This window comes from Halalkalibacterium ligniniphilum (assembly GCF_000334155.1).
Lineage (GTDB): Bacteria > Bacillota > Bacilli > Bacillales > Bacillaceae_D > Halalkalibacterium > Halalkalibacterium ligniniphilum.
Map to the genome: position 1 here is coordinate 21,908 of NZ_ANNK01000127.1, position 21,165 is coordinate 43,072.

At 40.9% G+C, this 21,165-nt stretch carries 17 protein-coding genes; 7 read left to right on the plus strand and 10 right to left on the minus strand.

Annotated features, from left to right (window positions below; genetic code table 11):
* The first annotated feature begins 201 nt into the window (after positions 1-201).
* The 4 genes from BLT_RS0115740 to BLT_RS0115755 are packed head-to-tail and all read left to right on the plus strand — an operon-like array spanning position 202 to position 6,443.
* A complete protein-coding gene (locus BLT_RS0115740) occupies positions 202-1,392 on the plus strand; it encodes a glucose-1-phosphate adenylyltransferase (RefSeq protein WP_051045259.1) in 1,191 nt (396 codons plus the stop codon).
* 46 nt (positions 1,393-1,438) lie between these two features.
* Positions 1,439-2,545 carry a glucose-1-phosphate adenylyltransferase subunit GlgD gene (glgD, locus tag BLT_RS0115745; protein ID WP_026105154.1) on the plus strand — a complete coding sequence of 369 codons (1,107 nt, stop codon included), beginning with the start codon at positions 1,439-1,441 and terminating at the stop codon, positions 2,543-2,545.
* Between the two features lie 38 nt (positions 2,546-2,583).
* Positions 2,584-4,014 (plus strand): glycogen synthase GlgA, encoded by a 1,431-nt coding sequence (gene glgA / locus BLT_RS0115750; protein WP_017728736.1) that lies wholly within the window; start codon positions 2,584-2,586, stop codon positions 4,012-4,014.
* Positions 4,011-6,443 (plus strand): glycogen/starch/alpha-glucan phosphorylase, encoded by a 2,433-nt coding sequence (locus BLT_RS0115755; RefSeq protein WP_017728737.1) that lies wholly within the window; start codon positions 4,011-4,013, stop codon positions 6,441-6,443. Before glgA ends, BLT_RS0115755 begins: the two co-directional genes overlap by 4 nt.
* Before the next feature lie 136 nt (positions 6,444-6,579).
* On the opposite strand, the gene BLT_RS0115765 is transcribed toward BLT_RS0115755, so the two are convergent.
* The 6 genes from BLT_RS0115765 to BLT_RS0115790 form a co-directional block, all read right to left on the minus strand.
* The gene (locus BLT_RS0115765; RefSeq protein WP_017728739.1) at positions 6,580-7,341 is read right to left on the minus strand and encodes a glycerophosphodiester phosphodiesterase family protein; all 762 of its coding nucleotides are present in this window, start codon (positions 7,339-7,341) and stop codon (positions 6,580-6,582) included.
* A 175-nt stretch (positions 7,342-7,516) separates the two neighbouring features.
* Positions 7,517-8,746 carry a PucR family transcriptional regulator gene (locus tag BLT_RS0115770; protein ID WP_017728740.1) on the minus strand — a complete coding sequence of 410 codons (1,230 nt, stop codon included), beginning with the start codon at positions 8,744-8,746 and terminating at the stop codon, positions 7,517-7,519.
* Between the two features lie 213 nt (positions 8,747-8,959).
* Positions 8,960-9,583 carry a fumarylacetoacetate hydrolase family protein gene (locus BLT_RS0115775; RefSeq protein WP_017728741.1) on the minus strand — a complete coding sequence of 208 codons (624 nt, stop codon included), beginning with the start codon at positions 9,581-9,583 and terminating at the stop codon, positions 8,960-8,962.
* 22 nt (positions 9,584-9,605) lie between these two features.
* Positions 9,606-10,667 carry a tartrate dehydrogenase gene (locus BLT_RS0115780; RefSeq protein WP_026105155.1) on the minus strand — a complete coding sequence of 354 codons (1,062 nt, stop codon included), beginning with the start codon at positions 10,665-10,667 and terminating at the stop codon, positions 9,606-9,608.
* Between the two features lie 235 nt (positions 10,668-10,902).
* The gene (locus tag BLT_RS0115785; protein ID WP_017728743.1) at positions 10,903-11,799 is read right to left on the minus strand and encodes a manganese catalase family protein; all 897 of its coding nucleotides are present in this window, start codon (positions 11,797-11,799) and stop codon (positions 10,903-10,905) included.
* A gap of 58 nt (positions 11,800-11,857) precedes the next feature.
* Complete coding sequence (locus BLT_RS0115790) at positions 11,858-13,039, minus strand: pyridoxal phosphate-dependent aminotransferase (RefSeq protein ID WP_017728744.1); 1,182 nt, start codon at positions 13,037-13,039, stop codon at positions 11,858-11,860.
* Between the two features lie 371 nt (positions 13,040-13,410).
* Between BLT_RS0115790 and BLT_RS0115795 the strand changes: the two genes are divergently transcribed.
* Complete coding sequence (locus tag BLT_RS0115795; RefSeq protein WP_017728745.1) at positions 13,411-14,685, plus strand: ArgE/DapE family deacylase; 1,275 nt, start codon at positions 13,411-13,413, stop codon at positions 14,683-14,685.
* A gap of 79 nt (positions 14,686-14,764) precedes the next feature.
* On the opposite strand, the gene nfsA is transcribed toward BLT_RS0115795, so the two are convergent.
* The 3 genes from nfsA to BLT_RS0115810 form a co-directional block, all read right to left on the minus strand.
* Positions 14,765-15,505, minus strand: a complete 741-nt coding sequence (gene nfsA / locus BLT_RS0115800; RefSeq protein ID WP_017728746.1) for an oxygen-insensitive NADPH nitroreductase — start codon at positions 15,503-15,505, stop codon at positions 14,765-14,767.
* Positions 15,495-16,319: a carbon-nitrogen family hydrolase gene (locus BLT_RS0115805; RefSeq protein WP_017728747.1), complete on the minus strand. Its 825-nt coding sequence runs from the start codon at positions 16,317-16,319 to the stop codon at positions 15,495-15,497. Before BLT_RS0115805 ends, nfsA begins: the two co-directional genes overlap by 11 nt.
* A 145-nt stretch (positions 16,320-16,464) precedes the next feature.
* Entirely contained in the window at positions 16,465-17,073 is a 609-nt protein-coding gene (locus BLT_RS0115810; protein WP_017728748.1) for a DedA family protein, read from the minus strand.
* Positions 17,074-17,385: 312 nt separating this feature from the next.
* On the opposite strand from BLT_RS0115810, the gene BLT_RS0115815 reads away from it, so the two are divergent.
* Complete coding sequence (locus BLT_RS0115815; RefSeq protein WP_017728749.1) at positions 17,386-18,573, plus strand: DUF418 domain-containing protein; 1,188 nt, start codon at positions 17,386-17,388, stop codon at positions 18,571-18,573.
* A 118-nt stretch (positions 18,574-18,691) separates the two neighbouring features.
* Here BLT_RS0115815 and sfsA read toward each other — a convergent pair whose 3' ends face one another.
* Positions 18,692-19,420, minus strand: coding sequence for a DNA/RNA nuclease SfsA (gene sfsA, locus BLT_RS0115820; RefSeq protein ID WP_017728750.1), 729 nt, complete (start codon positions 19,418-19,420; stop codon positions 18,692-18,694).
* Between the two features lie 491 nt (positions 19,421-19,911).
* Between sfsA and BLT_RS0115830 the strand changes: the two genes are divergently transcribed.
* Complete coding sequence (locus BLT_RS0115830) at positions 19,912-21,120, plus strand: IS110 family transposase (RefSeq protein ID WP_017728219.1); 1,209 nt, start codon at positions 19,912-19,914, stop codon at positions 21,118-21,120.
* The last annotated feature ends 45 nt before the right edge of the window (positions 21,121-21,165 follow it).

Here is a 21,165-nt window from a genome sequence, read left to right on the forward strand (position 1 = left end):
TAGTTTGATTTTAGTATATTGAACTGGATTAGGCTAGTCTTTTTCCGCTTTTTTCGACATTTATGACTTTTTCCCTAAATTCTTTTACACAAAAAAATCAATCTTGATCCAAGAAAAGATTCCGTTTCTATAAAAGTTAATGGAATGGTAAACGTTTTCCTTTGCATAGACATAATTGATTTGTTAACAAGAAAAAAATAAATGATTGAGAAGCTAGAGAGCGAGGCGATTTGTTTGAGAGTAAAAAGAGAATGTGTAGGTATGCTTCTTGCCGGAGGTGAAGGAAAGCGTCTTGGTCAATTAACAAAAAAACTAGCAAAGCCTGCGATCCATTTTGGCGGGAAATATCGTATTATCGACTTTCCATTGAGCAATTGTACAAACTCAGGAATCGACACGGTTGGCGTGCTAACCCAGTATGAGCCACTTGCTTTAAATGGTCATATTGGTATTGGAAGTCCCTGGGATTTAGATCGAAACCACGGAGGCGTCTCGGTTCTTCCTCCTTTTATCGAAAAAAGTGGTGGATCTTGGTACCAAGGAACTGCAGATGCGATATTCCAAAACATTTGTTTTATTGAACAATATGACCCAGACTACATCCTCATCTTATCAGGTGATCATATTTATAAAATGAATTACGCAACCATGCTTGCTTTTCATAAAAGACATCAAGCAGATGCAACCATCTCGGTTATCGAGGTTCCTCTCGATGAAGCAAGTCGATTTGGCATTATGAATACGGATGACCAGTCACAAATTACCGACTTTACTGAAAAACCAGCTAAACCGAAAAGCAACTTAGCATCGATGGGTGTTTATATATTTAATTGGCCTTTACTAAAAGCTTATTTATTAAATGATGCTGAGAACGAACATTCCACTCACGATTTTGGAAAAGATATAATTCCTAAAATGCTGCAGGAGCAAAAAAAGCTTGTTGCTTTCTCCTACCACGGTTACTGGAAAGATGTAGGAACAGTAAAAAGCTTTTGGGAAGCAAATATGGATCTTCTGAAAGAGAAACCATCCTTGAAATTAAACGACCCAAACTGGCGGATCTATTCTGTTAATCGAAATCATCCTCCTCAATACTTATCTCCTACAGCAGCGGTATCATGCTCTCTCGTCAATGAAGGTAGTATGATTCACGGTCACATTCATCACTCCATCCTCTTTGATGCCGTACATGTTGGCGAAAATTCGACGGTGACAGATTCTGTCATTTTTCCAAATGTTCATATCGGGAAAAATGTCAACATTAACCGAACGATCATTAATGAAGGAGTCATCATTCCTTCAGGTACAACCCTAGCACCAAGCCATCCCGACGATATTCTTGTCGTTGATCATGAGACTCAGCTACAGCACTCATTTGCAGTAAATGGATAGAGCCTTTCAAAAAATATAGGAATTGTTTGAAATGAGGGAAGAAAAAATGGAAAAAATGATGGGAGTCATCAATTTAGATAATGAGCAAGACCTGCTCCAAGAATTAACTTATTTTCGCTGTGCCGCTGCAGTTCCATTTGCTGGACGTTATCGACTTATCGATTTTGTGCTCTCCAATATGGTGAATGCAGGAATCAGTGAAATCGCCGTTTTTGCCAGAAAAAAATACCGTTCATTGATGGATCACCTTGGGACAGGGGCACAGTGGAACTTAAATCGTAAGCGAGGGGGATTGTTCATTTTGCCCCCTGATTGGAATGATCCCACTGATATCTCGAAAGGCGATCTCCAGCATTTTCACAATAACCGAGATTATTTCAAGCGAGGCTCAGCCGAGTATGTATTAATAAGCGGCAGCCAGCATGTATGCAACATTGATTACAATGAACTCTTTTTACAGCATCTTGAGACCCGTGCCGATGTAACCGTAGTCTATCAAACCGTTCCTTTATTAGAGGAAAGCAGTCATTATGCCACGAAACTAGAATTCACTCAAAATGGAAGGCTTTCAAGTTTAACAAATGATTTGAACAATCCTCATCTTTATATGAAAATGTACCTTATCCGAAAAGAGCTTTTATTAGAGATCGTTAATCATTGCATCGGCCGACAAAAACAAAACATTTTCTACGATGGCATTGGTGAAAACCTGTCCCAGCTCAATGTTCACACGTATCAATACAAAGGATATTTGTCGGTCATCTCTTCTGTTGAGAGCTACTATAAACATAGCATGGCATTACTAAAATCAGAGGGATACAAACAATTATTTGTCAACCGTCCCCCAGTCTACACGAAGGTAAAAGATGAACCCCCGGCAAAATATTTAAAGAGTTCAAAGGTATTCAACTCACTCATCGCGAATGGTTGTGTGATTGAAGGGCATGTAGAAAATTCGATTCTTTTCCGAGGAGTCTATGTAGAAAAAGGGGCTTCGATCAACAATTCCATCATCATGCAACGGTGTGAAATTCAAGCAGGTACGACACTCGACCATACCATTCTTGATAAAGACATTTACATCTCTCCAAATCGCACATTTGCTGGAGCACCGGAGCAGCCCTTCGTCATTGCGAAGCGAAAAGCGATGTAACTTTCGTATTACTTTATTTTATAAAGGAGCTGGACTTGTTGAATGTATTGTTTGTCGCATCTGAATGCACGCCTTTTTTTAAAACGGGTGGGCTAGCCGATGTGGTTGGTTCCCTACCGAAAGCTCTAAAAAAAGAAGGGGTATATGCTTCCGTTATTCTTCCTAAATACAAGCAGTTACCAGAGACATGGCAGCAACAGCTTGTTCAAAAAGCTATCTTTACAGTTCCTGTAAAATGGAGAAACCAATATTGTGGCCTTGAACAACTTGTCCATGAAGGTATTACCTATTATTTTATTGATAATCAATTTTATTTTTATCGTGAAACATTATATGGACAGTTTGATGATGCTGAACGATTCACTTTTTTTACCCATGCTGTACTAGCTGCACTTCCACAACTAGATAGGTACCCAGACCTTGTCCATTGCCATGACTGGCAAACTGGACTCATTCCAGCCTATATGAAAACAGGCCATGTGCAAAATCCGCTTCCTGCCATTTTTACGATTCACAATCTGCGCTATCAAGGTAGCTTCCCGCCTTCTATCTTTGAAGAATTGCTTCATTTTAACCGAGAGCATTTTGCAGGACTTGAAATGAATGGGGCGATTAACCTTTTAAAAGGTGCCCTTGTCCATGCAGATTGGGTTACAACCGTGAGTCCTACCTATGCGAACGAAATCCAAACAAAAATTGGTGGTGAAGGTCTCCATCACGTTTTGGCAATGAAGCGTGACAGCTTATCAGGGATCTTAAATGGCATTGATGAAGACGATTTTAATCCAGAAACTGATCCAAACCTTACGAAAAATTACAAACAGCATCCAAAGAAAAAAAGAGAAAACAAACAGCTCCTTCAAAAAAAGTTTGGGTTACCTCCTTCAAAAAAAATACCACTCATTGCGATTGTGTCTCGTCTTGCGGAAGAAAAAGGATTAGCTTTAATAGCGAGTGTCCTCCATGAATGGATGACCAATTCTTCCTTTCAGCTCATTGTGCTCGGTACAGGAGAGCCTCACTTCGAACGCACGTTAAGTGAGGCAGCACAAACGTACCCTGAACAGATCGGAGTAAAGTTCACATTTAATGAAGGGTTGGCTCGCCAGGTCTATGCTGCAGCTGATTTTTTGCTTATGCCTTCTCAATTTGAACCGTGTGGACTAAGTCAACTCATCGCCATCAAATATGAGACGGTTCCAATCGTCAGGGAAACAGGTGGCTTAGCGGATACCATCCAATCATTCAATGAACATACAGAAGAAGGTAATGGATTTAGCTTCAAGAATTACAACGCAGATGACATGCTCTATACGATTCGCCGGGCCCTCTCTTTTTACAAAGATGAAAAAGCATGGTCACAGCTTCTTAGAAACATCTATCGTACAAAAGTTGGCTGGAATATTTCAGCAAAGCAATATAAAAAGCTGTATCAACAGCTTGTCTCAAAGGGAGAGTTCATGCAATGACAATGGATAAAGCCACCTTCACACGTAAATTTTGCGATCGGCTATTGTTAGTATTTGGAAAAAAGGTTGATAACGCAACACCGCTTGAAGTATTTCAAACCGTTGGGCTTTTAATTCGAGACATCCTCAAACATAAATGGAAAAAAACTGAGGACATGTATCAACAGAGCAAGGAAAGGCAAGTATACTATTTCTCAATGGAGTTCCTGTTAGGGCGCTTGCTTTATTCAAATTTACTTAACACTGAAATGTATGACGTTTGTAAAGAAAGCATTGCAGAAATGGGGTTTAACTTTGAGGAAATTCTTTCTCAAGAACATGACCCGGGCCTTGGCAATGGTGGCCTTGGCCGACTAGCAGCATGCTTCCTCGATTCTCTTGCATCACTAGAATTACCTGGGCATGGCTGTGGAATCCGCTATAAATACGGTCTCTTTCAACAAAAAATGGTGGACGGCTATCAAGTCGAACTCCCTGATTATTGGTTAGAGGAAGGCTATGTGTGGGAAACAAAGCGTCTAGATAAGACGGTAGAAGTTCGTTTTGGTGGTGAAGTCAAAACAAGTGTAGAAAATGGGCGCCTCTCATTTCATCATCACAATTATGAACGGGTACTTGCCATTCCATATGATATTCCAATCGCTGGATATCAAAATAATACCGTCAATACACTCAGGCTTTGGAGTGCCGAGTCTACCTCAAACGACTTTCATTTTCATTCATCTGATCGAAATGACTACTACCATTACTTAGACTACAAGCAATCGGTTGAACAAATCTCAGAGTTTCTTTATCCCGATGATTCCTACTTTGAAGGAAAGCTTTTAAGACTTAAGCAACAATACTTTCTCGTCTCAGCAGGCTTACAAAGCATTTTGCGTCACTTCAAAGAGCGCAATCAACAACTATCTCTCATCCCTGACAGAATTTGTATTCAAATCAATGATACTCATCCAAGCCTTGTCGTTCCTGAGCTAATGAGACTGCTTTTAGATGAAGAAAACCTTAGTTGGGAGGAAGCATGGACGATTACAACGAAATCGGTGGCCTACACAAATCATACGACAATGAGTGAAGCGCTTGAAAAATGGCCTGTCCATATGATGAAATCACTCCTTCCACGTATTTACATGATTATTGAAGAAATTAATGAGCGTTTTTGCCAGCAGCTTTGGCATGACTTCCCCCAACTTCGTGATCAAATTTCAGACATGGCGATCATTTCCTTTGAACAGGTTCATATGGCCCACCTTGCGATTGTCGGCAGCTCAAGTGTGAATGGGGTTGCAAAGCTTCATACTGAGATTTTAAAGAAAAGTGTAATGAAACCTTTCTATACGGCCTTTCCAAAAAGATTCACAAACAAAACAAATGGTATTTCCCATCGCCGCTGGCTTTTAAGTGCCAATCCTAACCTAGCTGATCTCATTTCAAATATCATTGGAAAAGGCTGGATAAAGGAACCAAAAGAATTAATTGGTTTGCTAAAATACGCAAATGATGCTTCTGTACAAGAGCAAATCGCAAAGGTAAAGCAAGAAAATAAAACAAAGCTGGCGAATTTTATTCAAGAGCACTACCATTTGACCATTGACGCTCATTCCATGTTTGACGTCCATATTAAACGTCTTCATGGGTATAAACGGCAATTGTTAAATACGTTTCACATCCTTCACCTCTATCAGGTGATTCGGGCTCATCCTCATGTAGACATGGCTCCAAGAACGTTTATTTTTGCGGCCAAAGCTGCTCCAAGCTATCATTTTGCGAAAAAAGTCATAAAGCTTATAAATGCAACAGCCAATAAAATCAATCAAGATCCGATCGCCCGTGACAAACTAAAAGTGATTTTTCTAGAAAATTACAATGTGTCGCTGGCTGAAAAAATTATTCCAGCAGCTGATGTTAGCGAGCAAATCTCTACAGCCAGCAAAGAGGCTTCAGGAACTGGAAATATGAAGCTTATGATGAATGGTGCACTTACGCTTGGAACGTTAGATGGTGCGAATGTTGAAATAAAAGAAATGGTCGGCCCAGATAATATATTTACATTTGGCTTAACGGCTGACGAGGTGCTTGCTTTTCAAGAAAGGGGAGCGTATCGTTCCCGTGATATTTATAATGGTGATCAACGCATTCGCACATTGCTAGACCAGCTTGTTCATCCATTTCTTACAAATGATGATGTGGAGTTTAAGGATATTTATTACAACCTCCTCTATAATAATGACGAGTATTTTGTGTTAAAGGACTTTGATTCTTATTTGGAGGCACATGAGCTTGTCGAGCAAGCCTATCGCAACAACCAAGACTGGTTAAAAAAGAGCATCACCAATATTGCCCACTCTGGTAAATTTTCCAGTGATCGAACGATTTCAGATTACGCAAGTGAAATTTGGAACATACATCCGATTTCTATTCAGGAGTAGATTTTTAAAAGTGGTGACAAGCGCTGGAAAGGCTAACAATGAAAGCGGTCTTGAGCCACTGGTCCCTGGGTTAGGTTTTAAAATGGTCCTTTCTCAACGCATAAAAAAGGATGCTCTCAACCGAGAACATCCTTTTTTAGCTTCTGTTATTGTGTAGACCTTGAATTTCGTCACGAAGCATTAAAGCCTTATGAGGGTAGTCGGTAAAAATTCCAGAAACCCCCCATGTGAATAAACGGCGCAATGCTGACTCCTGATTCACCGTATAGGGACGTAAATGAATTCCTTCATTTTGTAAGATTTGTACCTCTTCTTTCAGCACTGAACGATAATTCACATGATAACCCGTCGTACCGATTGCTTTAAGGTAAGGCTTGGGATTGAATAGAGCTGCCATGACGATGATCCCTGTTTTTATCATTGGCTTTGCTTCAAGAAGCATTTTGACAAGCACATGATCAAAGGAGGATACAATGACTCTCTCGTTCATTTTGTAGCGTTCAAGTAGAAAAAGAAGCTTTTCAAGCAAAATCGTTCGGTCTTCCGCGACACCTTTTAACTCAATATTTAGTCGTAAATCATGCCCTTGAGCCCATTGAAAAACCTCTTCCAATGTAGGAATCGACTCACGCTTGAATTTTCGATGGAACCATCGTCCAGTACTTAATTTTTTAAGCTCGATCACGGTTTTATTGCGAACAAGACCATTTCCATCTGTCGTGCGCCCAAGTGTTAAATCATGAATAATGACAGGAACATGATCTTTACTTAGCTGCACATCAAATTCAATTCCATCAACCCCTAATGATTCTGCTGCTTTAAAAGCAACCATTGTATTTTCAGGATAATCACTCGACACACCTCGATGAGCAATGATCTGCGTCCAATTTTTCTCCATTTGGCTCTGCTCCTTTTCTTACTCTACATACTATTTATGCAAATACATAACTGTCTTGTCTTAGTACGCCCATTATTCTTTAATTTACGAAATCGTATGAGAAGAAAACAAGAACATTATCATCCCTTAAAGCACTGATCTTTACGACAAAAGTATGGACAAATAAAGCCATTTGTTAGTCTGAATCTTTCTCCATCCATTTTAACAGTTTTAATTCCATATAAAGATTTACCTTCTCTTTCATATCTTTGAGCTGCAGCCCTGTTAGCTCGATCATTCGTCTGACTCGGTAATTCAATGTATTAGGATGGACATGTAAAATAGACGCTGCTTCGTTCATGCGGCAATCCACATCCAATAATGTCTCAAGTGTTTTGGTTAATTCTGTTTGCTGCTTTTTGTCATATTGAACAAGAGTTTTCAATGTCTCACTTTGAAACCACATGTAAGTATCTTTGGGTAGGCTTAAAAAGAGACGATAAAATCCGAGTTCATCAAAAAAGCGTTTACCTCGTAACTCTTGATCAAATACCTTTTTTAATTGGACAACCTCTTTTGCCTCCTGTTTGCTCTTTGCCAAATGTTCGAGTGTATCGCACACTCGACCAATGCCCCAATAAACAGTTGATTGTGGCTCTTGCTCCTGCCATGATTTTTCCCAATTCACTCCAAATTCCTCTAGCTCATTTTCCATGAAAGCAGCATTTGTATGTGTGGAGACGAAAACAATCCAGCTGTCTTCAATGAACGCTGCAAAGGAGACATGAAGCTTTGATTTAACGCGTTCTGTAATAAAAGTCAACACCTGATCCTTTTCCTGCGAGATGGTCGTCGAACATTCAAAATGAATGACCGCTCCTTTCGTTGGGATCGGCACCTGTAATGTACGAAGAACCTCCTGTGCTGCATGATTAGATATGGAACCACGAAACAACTTTGTCCAAACAGACTCCTGCTTTTTTCGACGCTGATGACGATTTTCCTGTTCTTTTAAGATCATCTGTTTAATAACCTCGACAACCTTTTTAAGGTAATCCAGTTCTTTGTTCCCTAATGGCTGCACAAGCTCAAGTGCCCATATGTACCCGAGCACATAGCGCTCATTTCGAATCGCCACAGCGATCCGCTCTCCAAGCCCCACCTCTAATATACCTGGAATACGCAACGGCTCATCAGATTGATTGAGCTGCTGCAGCGTTCCATTTTGCCATAGCCTTTGAATGACTTCATCTGGCACTTGTCGATTCATAATTGTGCTAATTCGAGCCTGGTCTGTTTCTCGTTTATGCTTACTATATGCAAGCAAACGATGCTTACGGTCTTCTAATGTTATGGCACATTCAAGTGTCTGACTTAATACATCAATTGCCTCTTGCAAGCTTTCAAATGATTCTTTCTCTTTCATTTTACTTATCCCTTCAGCAAGCGTTACTTTTATTTTAACGAACTATTGTCTTTATAACTAGCAATCATTTTAACTGGCATCCTAAATAACCTGTTAGAGAAGCTTACATTAATAGTCAATAACAAAAACGAGTTGGGCGCCTCAACCATTGTGAGCGTCCAACTCGTTTTTCATTGAAAGAATTTTTCTTTGCTACGTTGCAACTCAGTTTCTTTACATGGAAACGATAAAGCTTCCTTTCTCTTCCTCTCCCCAATAAAAGCGGAACTCATCGTTTGATTGGATCGCCCCAACACCTTCAGGGGTGCCAGTATAAATAATGTCACCAGTCCCTAATCCAAACGCCTCAGAAATTTGCTCGATGATTTGCTGGAAATTAAACATCATGTCTTGAATGTTTCCTTGCTGTACTATGTCACCATTTTTGGTTAAAGAAAAATTAGTGTTGCGACATGCTTCGATTCCTGGAAAAGCCCAAAAATCAGTGACAATCGCTGAAGATTTAAAACCCTTTGCTCTTAGCCAAGGATGTCCCTGTTTTTTAAGTTCGCTTTGTTCGTCTCGAAGGGTGAAGTCGATGCCTAAAGCCATTTTATCGATTACATCTTCCACATGATCACCTTGCTTCACATCTTTTGAAACATGGAGCACAATTTCTAATTCATGATGAATTTCCCCTCGGTTACTTGGAAACAGAACGGTTTGTCCTTTTGCAACCGTCAATGCACGAGTCGGTTTTGAAAAGAGTATTGGCTTTTCAGGAATCGCATTCCCAAGCTCGACTGCATGTTTGGCATAATTCCGGCCAATACAATAAATATTTTTGATTTCATTCATTGTAATCCACCTTTCTATTTTATTAACGCAGCTGCTTTAAACGTTCGATAATGGCTTCACTCACTTCTTCAGTTGATGAACTCCCACCAATATCTGGGGTTTTAATTCCTGCCTCGGTAACATCCTCTACAATGTCAAGGAGCTTTGCAGCTAACTCCTTCTCTCCGAAATGGTCGAGCATCATTTTCCCCGTCCAAATCTGACCAATTGGATTGGCAATGCCTTTACCGACAATATCTGGGGCTGAACCATGGACTGGTTCAAACATCGATGGATACGTCCCGTCCACATTTAAATTCGCAGCTGGTGCAATGCCAATACTGCCCATGACTGCTGCACTTACATCCGTTAAAATATCACCAAACAGGTTGCTTGCCACAATCACATCAAATTCTGACGGTTTTGAAACAAGATACGCTGTTAAAGCATCGATATGTATAGATTGCGTTTTCACTTGTGGATGATGATCAGCTACTTCCTGAAATACCTCATCCCAAAATGGCATGGAAAAAACAATCCCATTTGACTTTGTCGCACTTGTCACATGGTTGTTCCTCGTTTTTGCTAGTTCAAACGCATACGCCATTGCACGCTTTGTCGCTTTTTTTGTAAAGACCGCATTTTGAACAACGATTTCATCATCTCCTTGATGAATCCGTCCCCCAACCTCGCTATATTCACCCTCGCTATTTTCCCGTACGACAATTAAATCAAAGCCATTTGCTCGTGTAATTGTCGGTTCAATACCACGAATTTGCTTTGCATGGCGGACATTTAAGGCTTGTTGAAAGCCTCGACGAATCTTTATGAGTAACCCCCATAATGACACATGATCTGGGACAAGCTGAGGATTCCCAACCGCCCCTAAAAAAACGGCATCGCTTTGCTGAAGCCGCTCAAGGCCATCTTCTGGCATCATCGAGCCATGCTCCAAATAATATTCACAGCTCCACGGGTATTCCGTTTTTTTAAATTGAATTCCACCGTGAAGCTCCGCCACCATATCCAACACGTTCAAAGCATGGGGCATAATCTCTTTTCCTACACCATCTCCAGGAATGACAGAAAGCTCAATTGTTTTCATTTTCTCTCCCCTTTCGCTCTTCTCCTTTTCATCATAGCGAATTCTGATCATACTTGAAAGCGTTAACCAGACAAACTTCTTATCTTTTATGAAAAAAAAGAGGCTGGACATTGATGAGACATCCGACCGTCATGATCGTTGCTGCATAGCATTCGCTTCGGAAATATACTTCGCTAAGGCTGTGCATTGTTTGCTTTTTCAATCATACACGTTCGTTATGTCCCAGCCTCCTTTTCTACAATCCAGCAGAACGCTGGAGACGCTTTGCAATTTCAAGAAAGTCCTCTTCAGAAATACCTGGCGCAAACTCCTCTGGAAGCTCTTGAAGATTTGGGATCGGGCCCCCTTCAGGCGTTCCAGGTACGACTTCCAAGAGGCCCCCTTCCGTTGGATGCTCTCCTTTCCAAATTTGCGTAATTTTCTTATAATCAGTGTCGCTCCAGGTATATAGTTTGCGATGAAGCCCTTGTTCTTCAAACTTTCGGGCTGCGTCAAATTTTCGGTTGCTCAAATCAGGAATCGGGAGCATCTTGGTCATATCGACACCTGTAGCGATCTCCAGTGCTTTAGCATAGGCGATAATATGGACCCCGCCACGAACGAGTAAGTAACCAATCATTTCTCTTGCGACTGGGTGATTGGTCATTTCATATACACGCATTTTATGCGTTCTTGCCCCCACTTCTAAGAAAAAATTGTGCAGCAAATCAAAGATTAAATTTCCACTGCTAACAACATAATCACCACGCCACGATGCCCCCATGGAATCCATAGGATACGCCGTTTGTGCCGTTGCGATAAAATGATACGTATTTCGCTTATCCTTTGCATCCTGCATTGGAGAAATATCGGGATCTCCAGGGAAGGTTGTCCCTTCGATCATCAAATTAATCGTATTGGAAACGAGTTCAACATGACCGAACTCCTCTGCCGTTATGCTCGCAACTAGCTCATAAAACGGTCGTAATTTCTTTTTGTTCCGAAAATTAAACGATTGATACATGTAGTTATTTAAGGTAGACATCTCTCCAAATCGGCCGCCAAGCAATTCTTGAACGGCAGCTGCTGCATTGGCATCAGGATGATCAGGCTTCGGCAAATCAATGATCAGCTTATCAATTCTTTTGAACACATGAACCCCTCCAATACGTAATCGTCTTCTTTACGTCATATGAAAGGGAATGTTTGTCTTATTCCTTCTCGAACAAGTGAAGCTGCCGAATTCTTTCCATCGCTTCGCGAAGAATCTTTTCATTGCTCAGTAAACCAATTCGCACAAAGCCTTCTCCCCACTCACCAAAGCCATTACCTGGGGCAACAACTACCCTTGCTTCTTCTAATAAGAAATTTGCAAATTCCTCTGAACGGTAGCCATCAGGGACAGGAAACCAAGCAAAAAAGGAGCCTGCCGGGGCTTTCACATTCCAGCCAATATCAGTTGCTGCTTTTACGAGCACGTTACGGCGTGATTCATAGGTAGCAACTAACGCTTCCACCGATTTTTGTTCACTTAACAAAGCATGGGCAGCTGCCTCCTGAATGCCACCAAAAAGACTGCAATAATAGTGATCCTGAATTAACTCAAGGGCTTTAATCACGCTTGGATTTCCAACTGCAAACCCGACTCTCCATCCAGCCATGTTATAGGTTTTTGACAAGGTCATCATTTCCACGCCTACCTCTTTAGCACCTGGAATCTGCAAAAAGCTAAGCGGCTTTTTTCCTTCATAGCCTATTGCAGCATAAGCAAAGTCGTGAATGATGCAAACATCGTAATCCTTCCCTAGTGCAATCGCTTCTTCAAACAATTCAGGGGTTGCCGTGGCGCCTGTAGGGTTGTTCGGATAATTTAAAAACATTAGCTTCGCTTTTTCTAACACAGATTGGGGAATTTCTTTGAAATTTGGCAAAAATTCATTTTCAGCTCGCAATGGCATCGTCTCCATTCTCCCCCCTGCAAGGGCAATGCCGGACCAGTAATCAGGATACCCAGGGTCAGGAACAAGCGCAATATCCCCTTCATTTAAAAAACATTGACTGATTTCAACAAGCCCTGTTTTCGTCCCACCTAAGACAGCGACCTCAGTTGTAGGGTCAATTTTCACTCCATACTCTCTGAAGTAATAGCTTGCAATCGCTTCCTTTAAAAATGGATACCCATCAAAGGGTGCATACTTATGATAGAGAGGATTCCCCGACGTTTGTCTTAGCTTCTCGACAATATGCCCAGGGGTTGGCTGATCTGGATTACCTTGACCAAGGTTGATCACATCATCATGCTCTTGCATAACTTCTCCTACCTTTTTTACAAGCTTTGCAAAAAACTGATTTGGCAACCGCTGAAGGGCTGCTGACGGCTTAAAGGTTTTCATCTTGATCACTCCATATACTATTGATCCTGCTATTACCTTTTAACTCTAATCCTTTGGTTCCCAGCTTTAAAACTGAATGGATATAAAATGATGCATGCAAAATAAAAAAACCCTTTTCTTCTGAAAAGAGCGATTTCTACTTACGGAATCTCTTATTCGTTCAGAATCGAGAGGGTAGGGCCATGCCATTGAAGTCTATGGCTCTGCACCCTTAGCCTTTTAGGAAAAAATTTAATATTCTGCATAGTTTGCTTAAATTTTATGGAGATCATCAGCGTTTGTCAATCTTCATTTTCTCTTCTCATTCTTCAAACTGTCATGGAATCAAGGAGCTGCTTCATATTCTTGTAGAAGAGAAGGAGGCCATGCTCATGAAAGAAATTCAAGAACGAGTCATGATGGCAATAGAACGTCTATGGGAAGAGGAAGTTTTCTTTTTACAAACGCTCGGTCGTTTTCCTAGTACACTTGGAAATGAAGGTGCCATTCAAGCTTATGTGGCAGACTACTTTTCGAACGTTTTAAAATTAGAAGTTGATAAGTTTGTCCCAGAGCCGAAGACACTAAGCGAACATCCTGCCTATGTCCCTGTGGAATGGAGCTATACAGGTCGACCTGTCGTAGTCGGCACAGCACGGACAAAAGGAAAATCTGTCGGAAAGAGCTTAATCCTCCAAAGCCATGTGGACGTTGTCAGCCCAGAGCCGATGCAAGAGTGGGATTATCATCCGTGGAAAGCGACAATTGTCGGTGATCGCATGTATGGCAGGGGCATCCAAGATATGAAAGCGGGAATGGCAGCGATGATTTTTGCCTATCGCGGGATTCAAGAAGCGGGCATTCGTCTAGGCGCTGACGTCATCTTTCAGTCTGTCATTGAAGAGGAATGCACAGGAAACGGCGCCCTTGCTGCCCTTGAGAGAGGGCATATTGCAGACGGCGCTCTTATTCCTGAGCCTTTTGGCTTAAAGGCTGTTACTGCTCAAGTAGGGGTGATTTGGTTGAGGATAAAGGTAAAAGGTATAGGCGCCCATACTGAGCGAGCGGATCAAGCGGTGAATCCAATTGAAAAAGCGTATGTGCTACTTAAAGCTCTCGAGCAATATGAGAAACATATCAATCAACAGCCAAAGCACCCAGCCTTTGTCCATCATCCCCACCCTCTCAACGTTAACATCGGAACACTTCACAGTGGTGACTGGCCATCAAGCGTACCTTCAGAGTGTACCCTAGAAGTTCGGATCGGTTTTTATCCACAAATCGATCCAGCAAAGATTCAGAAAGAGGTCAAAGCGTGGATCATGGAAGCCTGTTATCAAGATGAATGGCTTTCCCATACAAAACCAGAGCTTGCCTTCTTTGGCTTTAAGGCAAAGGGTGCTGAAATAAACAAAGACGAACCTTTGCTTCAAACCCTCGCCAAGGTGCATGAACACGTTCATGGGACAAAATTGAATACGACTTCGATTACGGCTAAAACCGACATTCGCACCTTTTTATTGGAATATGGCATACCTGCCACATGCTATGGTCCTGTCGGTGAAGGGATGCATGGCACGAATGAATGGGTCGATCTCAAAAGTGTAAAAGATGTCACCAAAACCTACGCTGCTTTCATACTCGAATGGTGTGGCGTACGTTCCTAATGGAGGCGTTCGATTTTTGAACAAAAGTCCTATTGAGCCTCATTCGATTTGGCTTAATAGGACTCCTTTCTTTATTTTCTTAGTCTAAATGAATCCCTTGCTTCTTGATAAAGCCTTTCAAATGAGGGCGTTTCGGTGTTGAAAAATGTTTCGCCACTAATTCAGACCAGCTGTCGGAGCGCTTACCATTGGTACGTTCCATGTAATAACGTCTCGTTTCTTCATCATACTGATCTAGAAGCTGTTCTAGCTTGTCTTTTTCATAGCGATCATGATGAACTACTGCTTGTCTTGGTAGCCTTGGCTTTTGCTGAGGACTTTGCGCCGGATACCCAACACACAGACCCATGATCGGGATCACATACTTTGGTAATTCAAGTAATGCTGCCACCTCTTCAGGATTGTTTCGAATCCCACCGATCATCACGCCACCTAGCCCGTAGGAGCGAGCTGCTAGGAACATGTTTTGTGCCACAAGGGCTGCATCAACAGCTCCAACCATTACGTTTTCTACTTCATTGATTTCAAAAGTAGATTGATGTTTTTTTGTCGCTGTATGTAGCCGATGAAAATCAGCGCAAATGATAAAAAACACAGGACATTCTTCCACATATACTTGATTGCCTGTTAGTTCAGCAAGCTTTTGCTTTTTACTTTGATCTTGAATGACCAAAATGCTATAGGCCTGAATGTGGTTGGAAGATGGAGCCCATTGCCCTGATAATGTAATGTCTTCAATGATCTCGTTTGCCACCTCTTCATTGGTGAATTTTCGGATTGAACGGTGACTTTGAATCAACTCTGTTATTTTATTTCCCATTGATTTGTGTAGCCTCCTCATGTAATTTCTTATATTTAGTTGGCACTCTGCTTGCAAAAACAGGAACTAGCTCACGCATTTCTTGCACTTTTCCTACATCGATGGTAGCAGTTATCGTCTCTTCTTGATCTTGACTTCCTTTCGCTTCAACATCTCCCCATGGGTTAATGACGAAAGAACGGCCGGCGAATTCTACATTGTCATATGTCCCAACACGGTTCGAGGATACAACATAGCATTGATTTTCAATCGCCCGAGCTTGTTGAAGAATTTGCCAATGAGATGCTCTGGCCTCGGGCCATTCGGCAACGACAAACAACACGTTTGCCCCCGCTAAAGCAAGACCACGGATTAGCTCTGGAAAGCGCAGATCATAGCATATGACGAGCCCCATTTTATACCCATCAAGCTCAAATACCTCTGCATGCTTTTCTCCAGCCTCTAAGTAGCGTGGTTCATCGAGCATCGGAACAAGGTGAATTTTGTCATAATGATAAACCAATTCTCCGCTTCGATTAAAAACAAACGCACGGTTAAAAATTTTATTCTTCACTTTTGTGGCATAGGAGCCTGCCACAAGATTGACACGATGTTGTTTGGCCAAGCCTTGGAGAAATCGTTCTGTTTCACGGCGGTCATCCTCAGCTAATTCCTGCAATTCTTTTAATGTGTACGCCGTTGTCCACATTTCAGGAAGAACAAGAATGTCAGGTTTTTCCGCCTCCATCGTTTCCTCAACCCACTTTTGGACTTTTCTCTCATTTGCTCTAGGATTTCCTGCAATAACATCCATTTGATAAATGGCTATCTTCATCGATTCACCTACTTTCTTCCTCTATTGTAACGAAAAACCCTGTATAACGAAAAGGAAGGTTCATAAATTATTTCGTTAATCCTAGCGATAAAATGAGAAAATCCCCCTTCAGACTAAATGGCTAAAGGAGGATCTCGACTCAAAATTAAAGACTTTTTTTTGCTGCTCGCTTTTGATAAATTTTATACCCAATAAAAATGATGAGAAGCACGAGAAGAACGATGACGATGGGCTCAAGATATCTTGCCACAACATGTCCCGCTTCTTCCCAGTTTGGACCAAGCAAATATCCAACATAGATGTATAGGGACGTAATTGGTAGCATCGCTAAAAACGTATAGATGGAAAATTTGTATACATTCATTTTCGCAATTCCACACGGTATTGAAATGGCCGTTCGCACAACAGGCATAAACCTTGCAAAAAAGGCAACCCCCGCCCCATACTTTTCAAAAAATCGATCGGCCGCATCTAACTCCTTTTCACGAACTAGAAAATATTTTCCATACTTATTCGCAAGAGGACGACCTCCATATCTACCAAGCGCATAAAGGGTTAGTGGTCCAGTTACCCCACCAATCGTTCCCGCAAGAATCGCTAAATATAAATTCATATCCCCTTGATAAACCCAATACCCAACAAGTGGTAGGACAAGCTCTGCTGGAATAAACTCAAAGGTTAAAGCCAAGGTGATGCCAAAATACGATAGAGATTTAAATGCATAAATCATCTCTAAGATAAACGTTTCAATCAAAGCAATTCCTCTTTTCCTACAAACTTATTTCATTTCGAGCGTTTACCATTGTCTAGTATAGCATTTAAGCACTCATAAATTACACCTCAGTTTTTACTAGCTTGCGAACACTTTTCGTAGAATCAAATGATTCCTGCATGTTAAAAAGGAGACATCCTCTATCAAACGAAGACTTGTACCATATTTATTTCATCCTTCACTATTTTAGAAGGAGAAAAGCAATCCTTCAAAAGTTAGGTTTTTCGCTTCTTGTAAAAATAAGACATTCCCACTACAATAAATGTGGTTCAAATTTGGAAAAGGAGCGCAATGATGACACAAAAACCTGTACCTACGCTTGATTCAAACCGCATCGAAGCTTTGGACATGATGCGTGGGCTTGCCCTATTTGGTATTTTGCTTGTGAACAGCATGCATTTCCAGTATGGATTGTTTCCAGAAAATACGAATGATTATCCGCTCGGTTCATTGGATTATGCCACGGAAGTCTTCATAAAAATTTTTGGTCAAGCAAGCTTTTATACACTTTTCTCCTTTTTATTTGGATACGGAATGGCTTTGTTGAAGGAGAGCCTCGAACAACGAGAACTCGATTTCAGCAAACTTTATTGGCGCCGAATGTTCATCCTGCTTGGGGTTGGCTTCTTGCACGGCACTTATATATGGGATGGAGATATTCTTTTTATGTATGCCATTGGCGGCTTCTTCCTCTTCTTTTTCTTAAAGCTTAAAGAAAAGGGACTGCTCGTATGGGCACTGATTTTGCTCGGCTTAATGGCTGTTAGTTCTGCATCCCCCGTTTCTCCTGAGGAAGAAGCCTTGCTCAATGAGCCTTTTGTTCAGTATTCAGAGCAAGAAAATGAAGTACTGCGCAATGGAAGCTATGCAGATGTTGTCCAATTCCGTGTTGAAGCAGATCCAACCGGTATGGGAATTATCGGTGATGTCCTTATCTTTATTACAAACATCATCTCAGTTATGGGGATGTTCTTACTCGGTGCCTATGTCGCAAGAAAGAAATGGCTTGTACAAATTAAAGAACACAAAAAACTCATCAAACAAGTTTGGTGGATGACCTTGCTTGTCGGTTTTCCGTTAAAAGCGGCTTACTTTCTTAATCCATCCTATCAGTTAGAGATGATTCAAATCTTAATTGGTGGTCCACTTGTTGCGATGTTTTATGCTTCAAGCATCGCACTTCTTTCAAAGACTGAAAGAGGACATCGTTTATTAAAACCGCTTGCTTATACTGGAAGGATGTCGTTAACAAATTACCTCATGCAATCGATTGTGTTTACAACGCTCTTCTATGGATATGGGATTGGATTATTTGGAGAGCTTGGCTTATTTCTTGGAGCCCTTCTCGTGGTTGCCTTTTATGCGCTTTTGTTGGTTGCTAGTCGTATTTGGTTAAAGAATTTCTACATGGGACCGTTTGAATGGTTTTGGCGTGCAGGCACCTATTGGACGATCCCAGCCTTTCGCCGCCATTTAAAGTAAATGGAACATTAATAATGGTAGAACCCATTTGAGGCGTTTCACCAACATGGTGAACGCCCATTTTTTATAAAATATCTCCGTGTGAGGCTGAAGCAATTCTTTCACCCTTTACAAATCATTATTCCTTTTCCCTCACTTCGATTGGAATCGGCTTCCCTAAGGCAACACCGTCTAATGACAGGCGGTTTGTATGACCGTAAAGCTGTACACCTAATCTAGCGGCTTCCACCAAGCTTTCTGAAAAAAACGGGTCAATGTGGAAAGCTGGTCGAATCACATCAGCATCCTCCCGCTGCACCACAAATAGAATGGCTGTTTCATAATTTCCTGTTTGCTGGATCTCAGTTAATTCCCGTACATGCTTTGCTCCTCTAGCGGTTACCGCATCCGGAAAATGGGCAATTCTGTTCTCTACAAGGGTCACACTTTTCACCTCCAGCAGTAATTGTTTGTCTTCGTTCTCCAATAAAAAATCCCACCGCGATCCACCATACAAATATTCAGCACGGACAAAATTCCACTGCTTTAATGGTTCAATCTGCTTTTCTTGAAGCCCTTTAGCAATAAGACGATTGGGCAAGGTCGTATCAAGGGAAACATAGCCTTCCCCTGATTGTGTTTCACAAAGAACAACCGACCATTTTGTTTTCCGCTTCTCATCATCTACATACCGAACCCATATAGAACATCCTGGCACTAAGAGTTCGATTAAACGGCCTGGATCAGGTAAATGGGCAGTAACTACCTCATCATGTTCAAGCTTCACTTCAACAATGAAACGATTGGGTCTATCTATAAAAATCCCGCGATAAAGCTTTGTAGTAAAGGGAAAAAATAAGGGCTTCATCGTTTTTCCTCCGAGTGATAAATAATCTTAGTAATGTCCAATTGGTTTAATGTTACCACTTCTTTCCTTCATCCTTCAAAGACGTTTAAGGTCAATCAATAAGTGAATAGAAAAGTACAACGACTAAATAAGGAGGAATGAACTCAGAAGAGAAGCATTTGATTGAGAAGGATGGTCAGCTAAATATAAAACAACATTCCTCTGATTATTTGGAGGAATTAGAAATGACGAATAAATCTCAATATAAAACATACTAAGATTAGTAGTACAGACCCCGGCCAGGGTTTGTGCTACTATTTTTTATAGTAGAAGTGAAGTAAGGCCGACCAGCCTCTGGGACCATTTAAGAGTCCGCATTTAAAACCGGCCAACTTCACACCCTTATTTGAATCAGTTTAGTATGTTGGGTCCTAAGAGATCGAGTAAAAGAAAGTGGAATCGATAAGGCAATGTGAAGGCTTCTATGATTGGCAAGAGAAGGAGAAGTGAATATGAAACATGTACTGGCATTCGATGTTAGTATGGGGAAAAGTACGATGGTGATCTATAATCATCATAAGCAATGCGAACATGAAGGTGAACTTACCCACACTAAATCATCGTTTAAAGCTTTGAATGAAAAAATTTATGAATTGACTACACTGGATGGACAAGCACCTGAAATCGTATTTGAAGCAACAGGTGTATATTCAAGACCATTAGAGTACTTTTTTCAAACAGAAGGTCACACTTATCATAGAGTGAGCCCATTGGAAGCGACTATACAAACGTCTTCTATGCGCCGTAATAAGACGGATAAAAGTGATGCTCATGAGCTAGCTAAATCTCACTTTCGAACAGAACGTACCACGACTTACCAAGAAGAAATTTATTATAAACAAATGCGTGCACTCACACGTTATTATAATGAATTAGATAGTGAAGTAATCAATCTATTTAGTCGTATGCACGCAATTTTACAACTTAGTTTCCCTGAGCTTGAACATCTATTTTCTAAGCGTTCGGCACTCTTTTTAAATGTCGTTCAACTATTTCCCCACCCAGATGAAGTATTAAATAGTTCTAAAACGGTCATACGAAACCGAATCAAGGCGAATACAAAAAAGAATATATCCCTTACGTGCGCTGAAGAGAAAGGCATCGAATTACTTCACGCAGCGAGAGATTCTTACCCAGCGATATCAAGAGAAGATGTCCGCTGTGACCAAGTTCGAGATTATGCCAAACGTATTGCAGATTTAAAAGAGAAAAAAGAAAAACTTATAAAAGAGATGGTTACTCTATCAGAGGAACATATCGAGTATAAGGTATTACTTTCATTTCCAGGGATTGGTGAAGCAACAGCTGTAAGATTAATTGGAGAATTCGGGGATCTACGACGTTTTAAAAACCCTAAACAATTAAATGCATACGTTGGGATTGATATCATGCGGTATCAATCAGGTAAGACATTTTATAAGGATAAAATTAATAAGCGAGGGAATAACAAGCTACGAAAAATCTTATTCTATATGATTCAAACGATGATTAGACTTCGCACCAAGACGAACAACCATATTGTAGAGTATTACGACAAATTAAAAACGCAACCTCAAGGAAAGCCCCATAAAGTTGCGTCAATAGCGTGTGTGAATAAATTTTTGAAAGTGGTATTTCATCTCATCACACACAACATTACCTATGATTACGAAGCAGTTTAACCTGTTCGTAAATTAGTTACGTATACTATATCACACTTGACCTTT

What these genes read in the sequence shown, in the direction of transcription:
- BLT_RS0115805 (WP_017728747.1), bottom strand. Translation starts at nt 16,319, where the DNA reads ATGAAGATAGCCATTTATCAAATGGATGTTATTGCAGGAAATCCTAGA.
- BLT_RS0115815 (WP_017728749.1), top strand. Translation starts at nt 17,386, where the DNA reads ATGACACAAAAACCTGTACCTACGCTTGATTCAAACCGCATCGAAGCT.
- BLT_RS0115740 (WP_051045259.1), top strand. Translation starts at nt 202, where the DNA reads ATGATTGAGAAGCTAGAGAGCGAGGCGATTTGTTTGAGAGTAAAAAGA.
- glgD (WP_026105154.1), top strand. Translation starts at nt 1,439, where the DNA reads ATGGAAAAAATGATGGGAGTCATCAATTTAGATAATGAGCAAGACCTG.
- sfsA (WP_017728750.1), bottom strand. Translation starts at nt 19,420, where the DNA reads ATGAAGCCCTTATTTTTTCCCTTTACTACAAAGCTTTATCGCGGGATT.
- BLT_RS0115755 (WP_017728737.1), top strand. Translation starts at nt 4,011, where the DNA reads ATGACAATGGATAAAGCCACCTTCACACGTAAATTTTGCGATCGGCTA.
- BLT_RS0115795 (WP_017728745.1), top strand. Translation starts at nt 13,411, where the DNA reads ATGAAAGAAATTCAAGAACGAGTCATGATGGCAATAGAACGTCTATGG.
- BLT_RS0115765 (WP_017728739.1), bottom strand. Translation starts at nt 7,341, where the DNA reads ATGGAGAAAAATTGGACGCAGATCATTGCTCATCGAGGTGTGTCGAGT.
- BLT_RS0115780 (WP_026105155.1), bottom strand. Translation starts at nt 10,667, where the DNA reads ATGAAAACAATTGAGCTTTCTGTCATTCCTGGAGATGGTGTAGGAAAA.
- BLT_RS0115775 (WP_017728741.1), bottom strand. Translation starts at nt 9,583, where the DNA reads ATGAATGAAATCAAAAATATTTATTGTATTGGCCGGAATTATGCCAAA.
- BLT_RS0115770 (WP_017728740.1), bottom strand. Translation starts at nt 8,746, where the DNA reads ATGAAAGAGAAAGAATCATTTGAAAGCTTGCAAGAGGCAATTGATGTA.
- nfsA (WP_017728746.1), bottom strand. Translation starts at nt 15,505, where the DNA reads ATGGGAAATAAAATAACAGAGTTGATTCAAAGTCACCGTTCAATCCGA.
- BLT_RS0115790 (WP_017728744.1), bottom strand. Translation starts at nt 13,039, where the DNA reads ATGAAAACCTTTAAGCCGTCAGCAGCCCTTCAGCGGTTGCCAAATCAG.
- BLT_RS0115830 (WP_017728219.1), top strand. Translation starts at nt 19,912, where the DNA reads ATGAAACATGTACTGGCATTCGATGTTAGTATGGGGAAAAGTACGATG.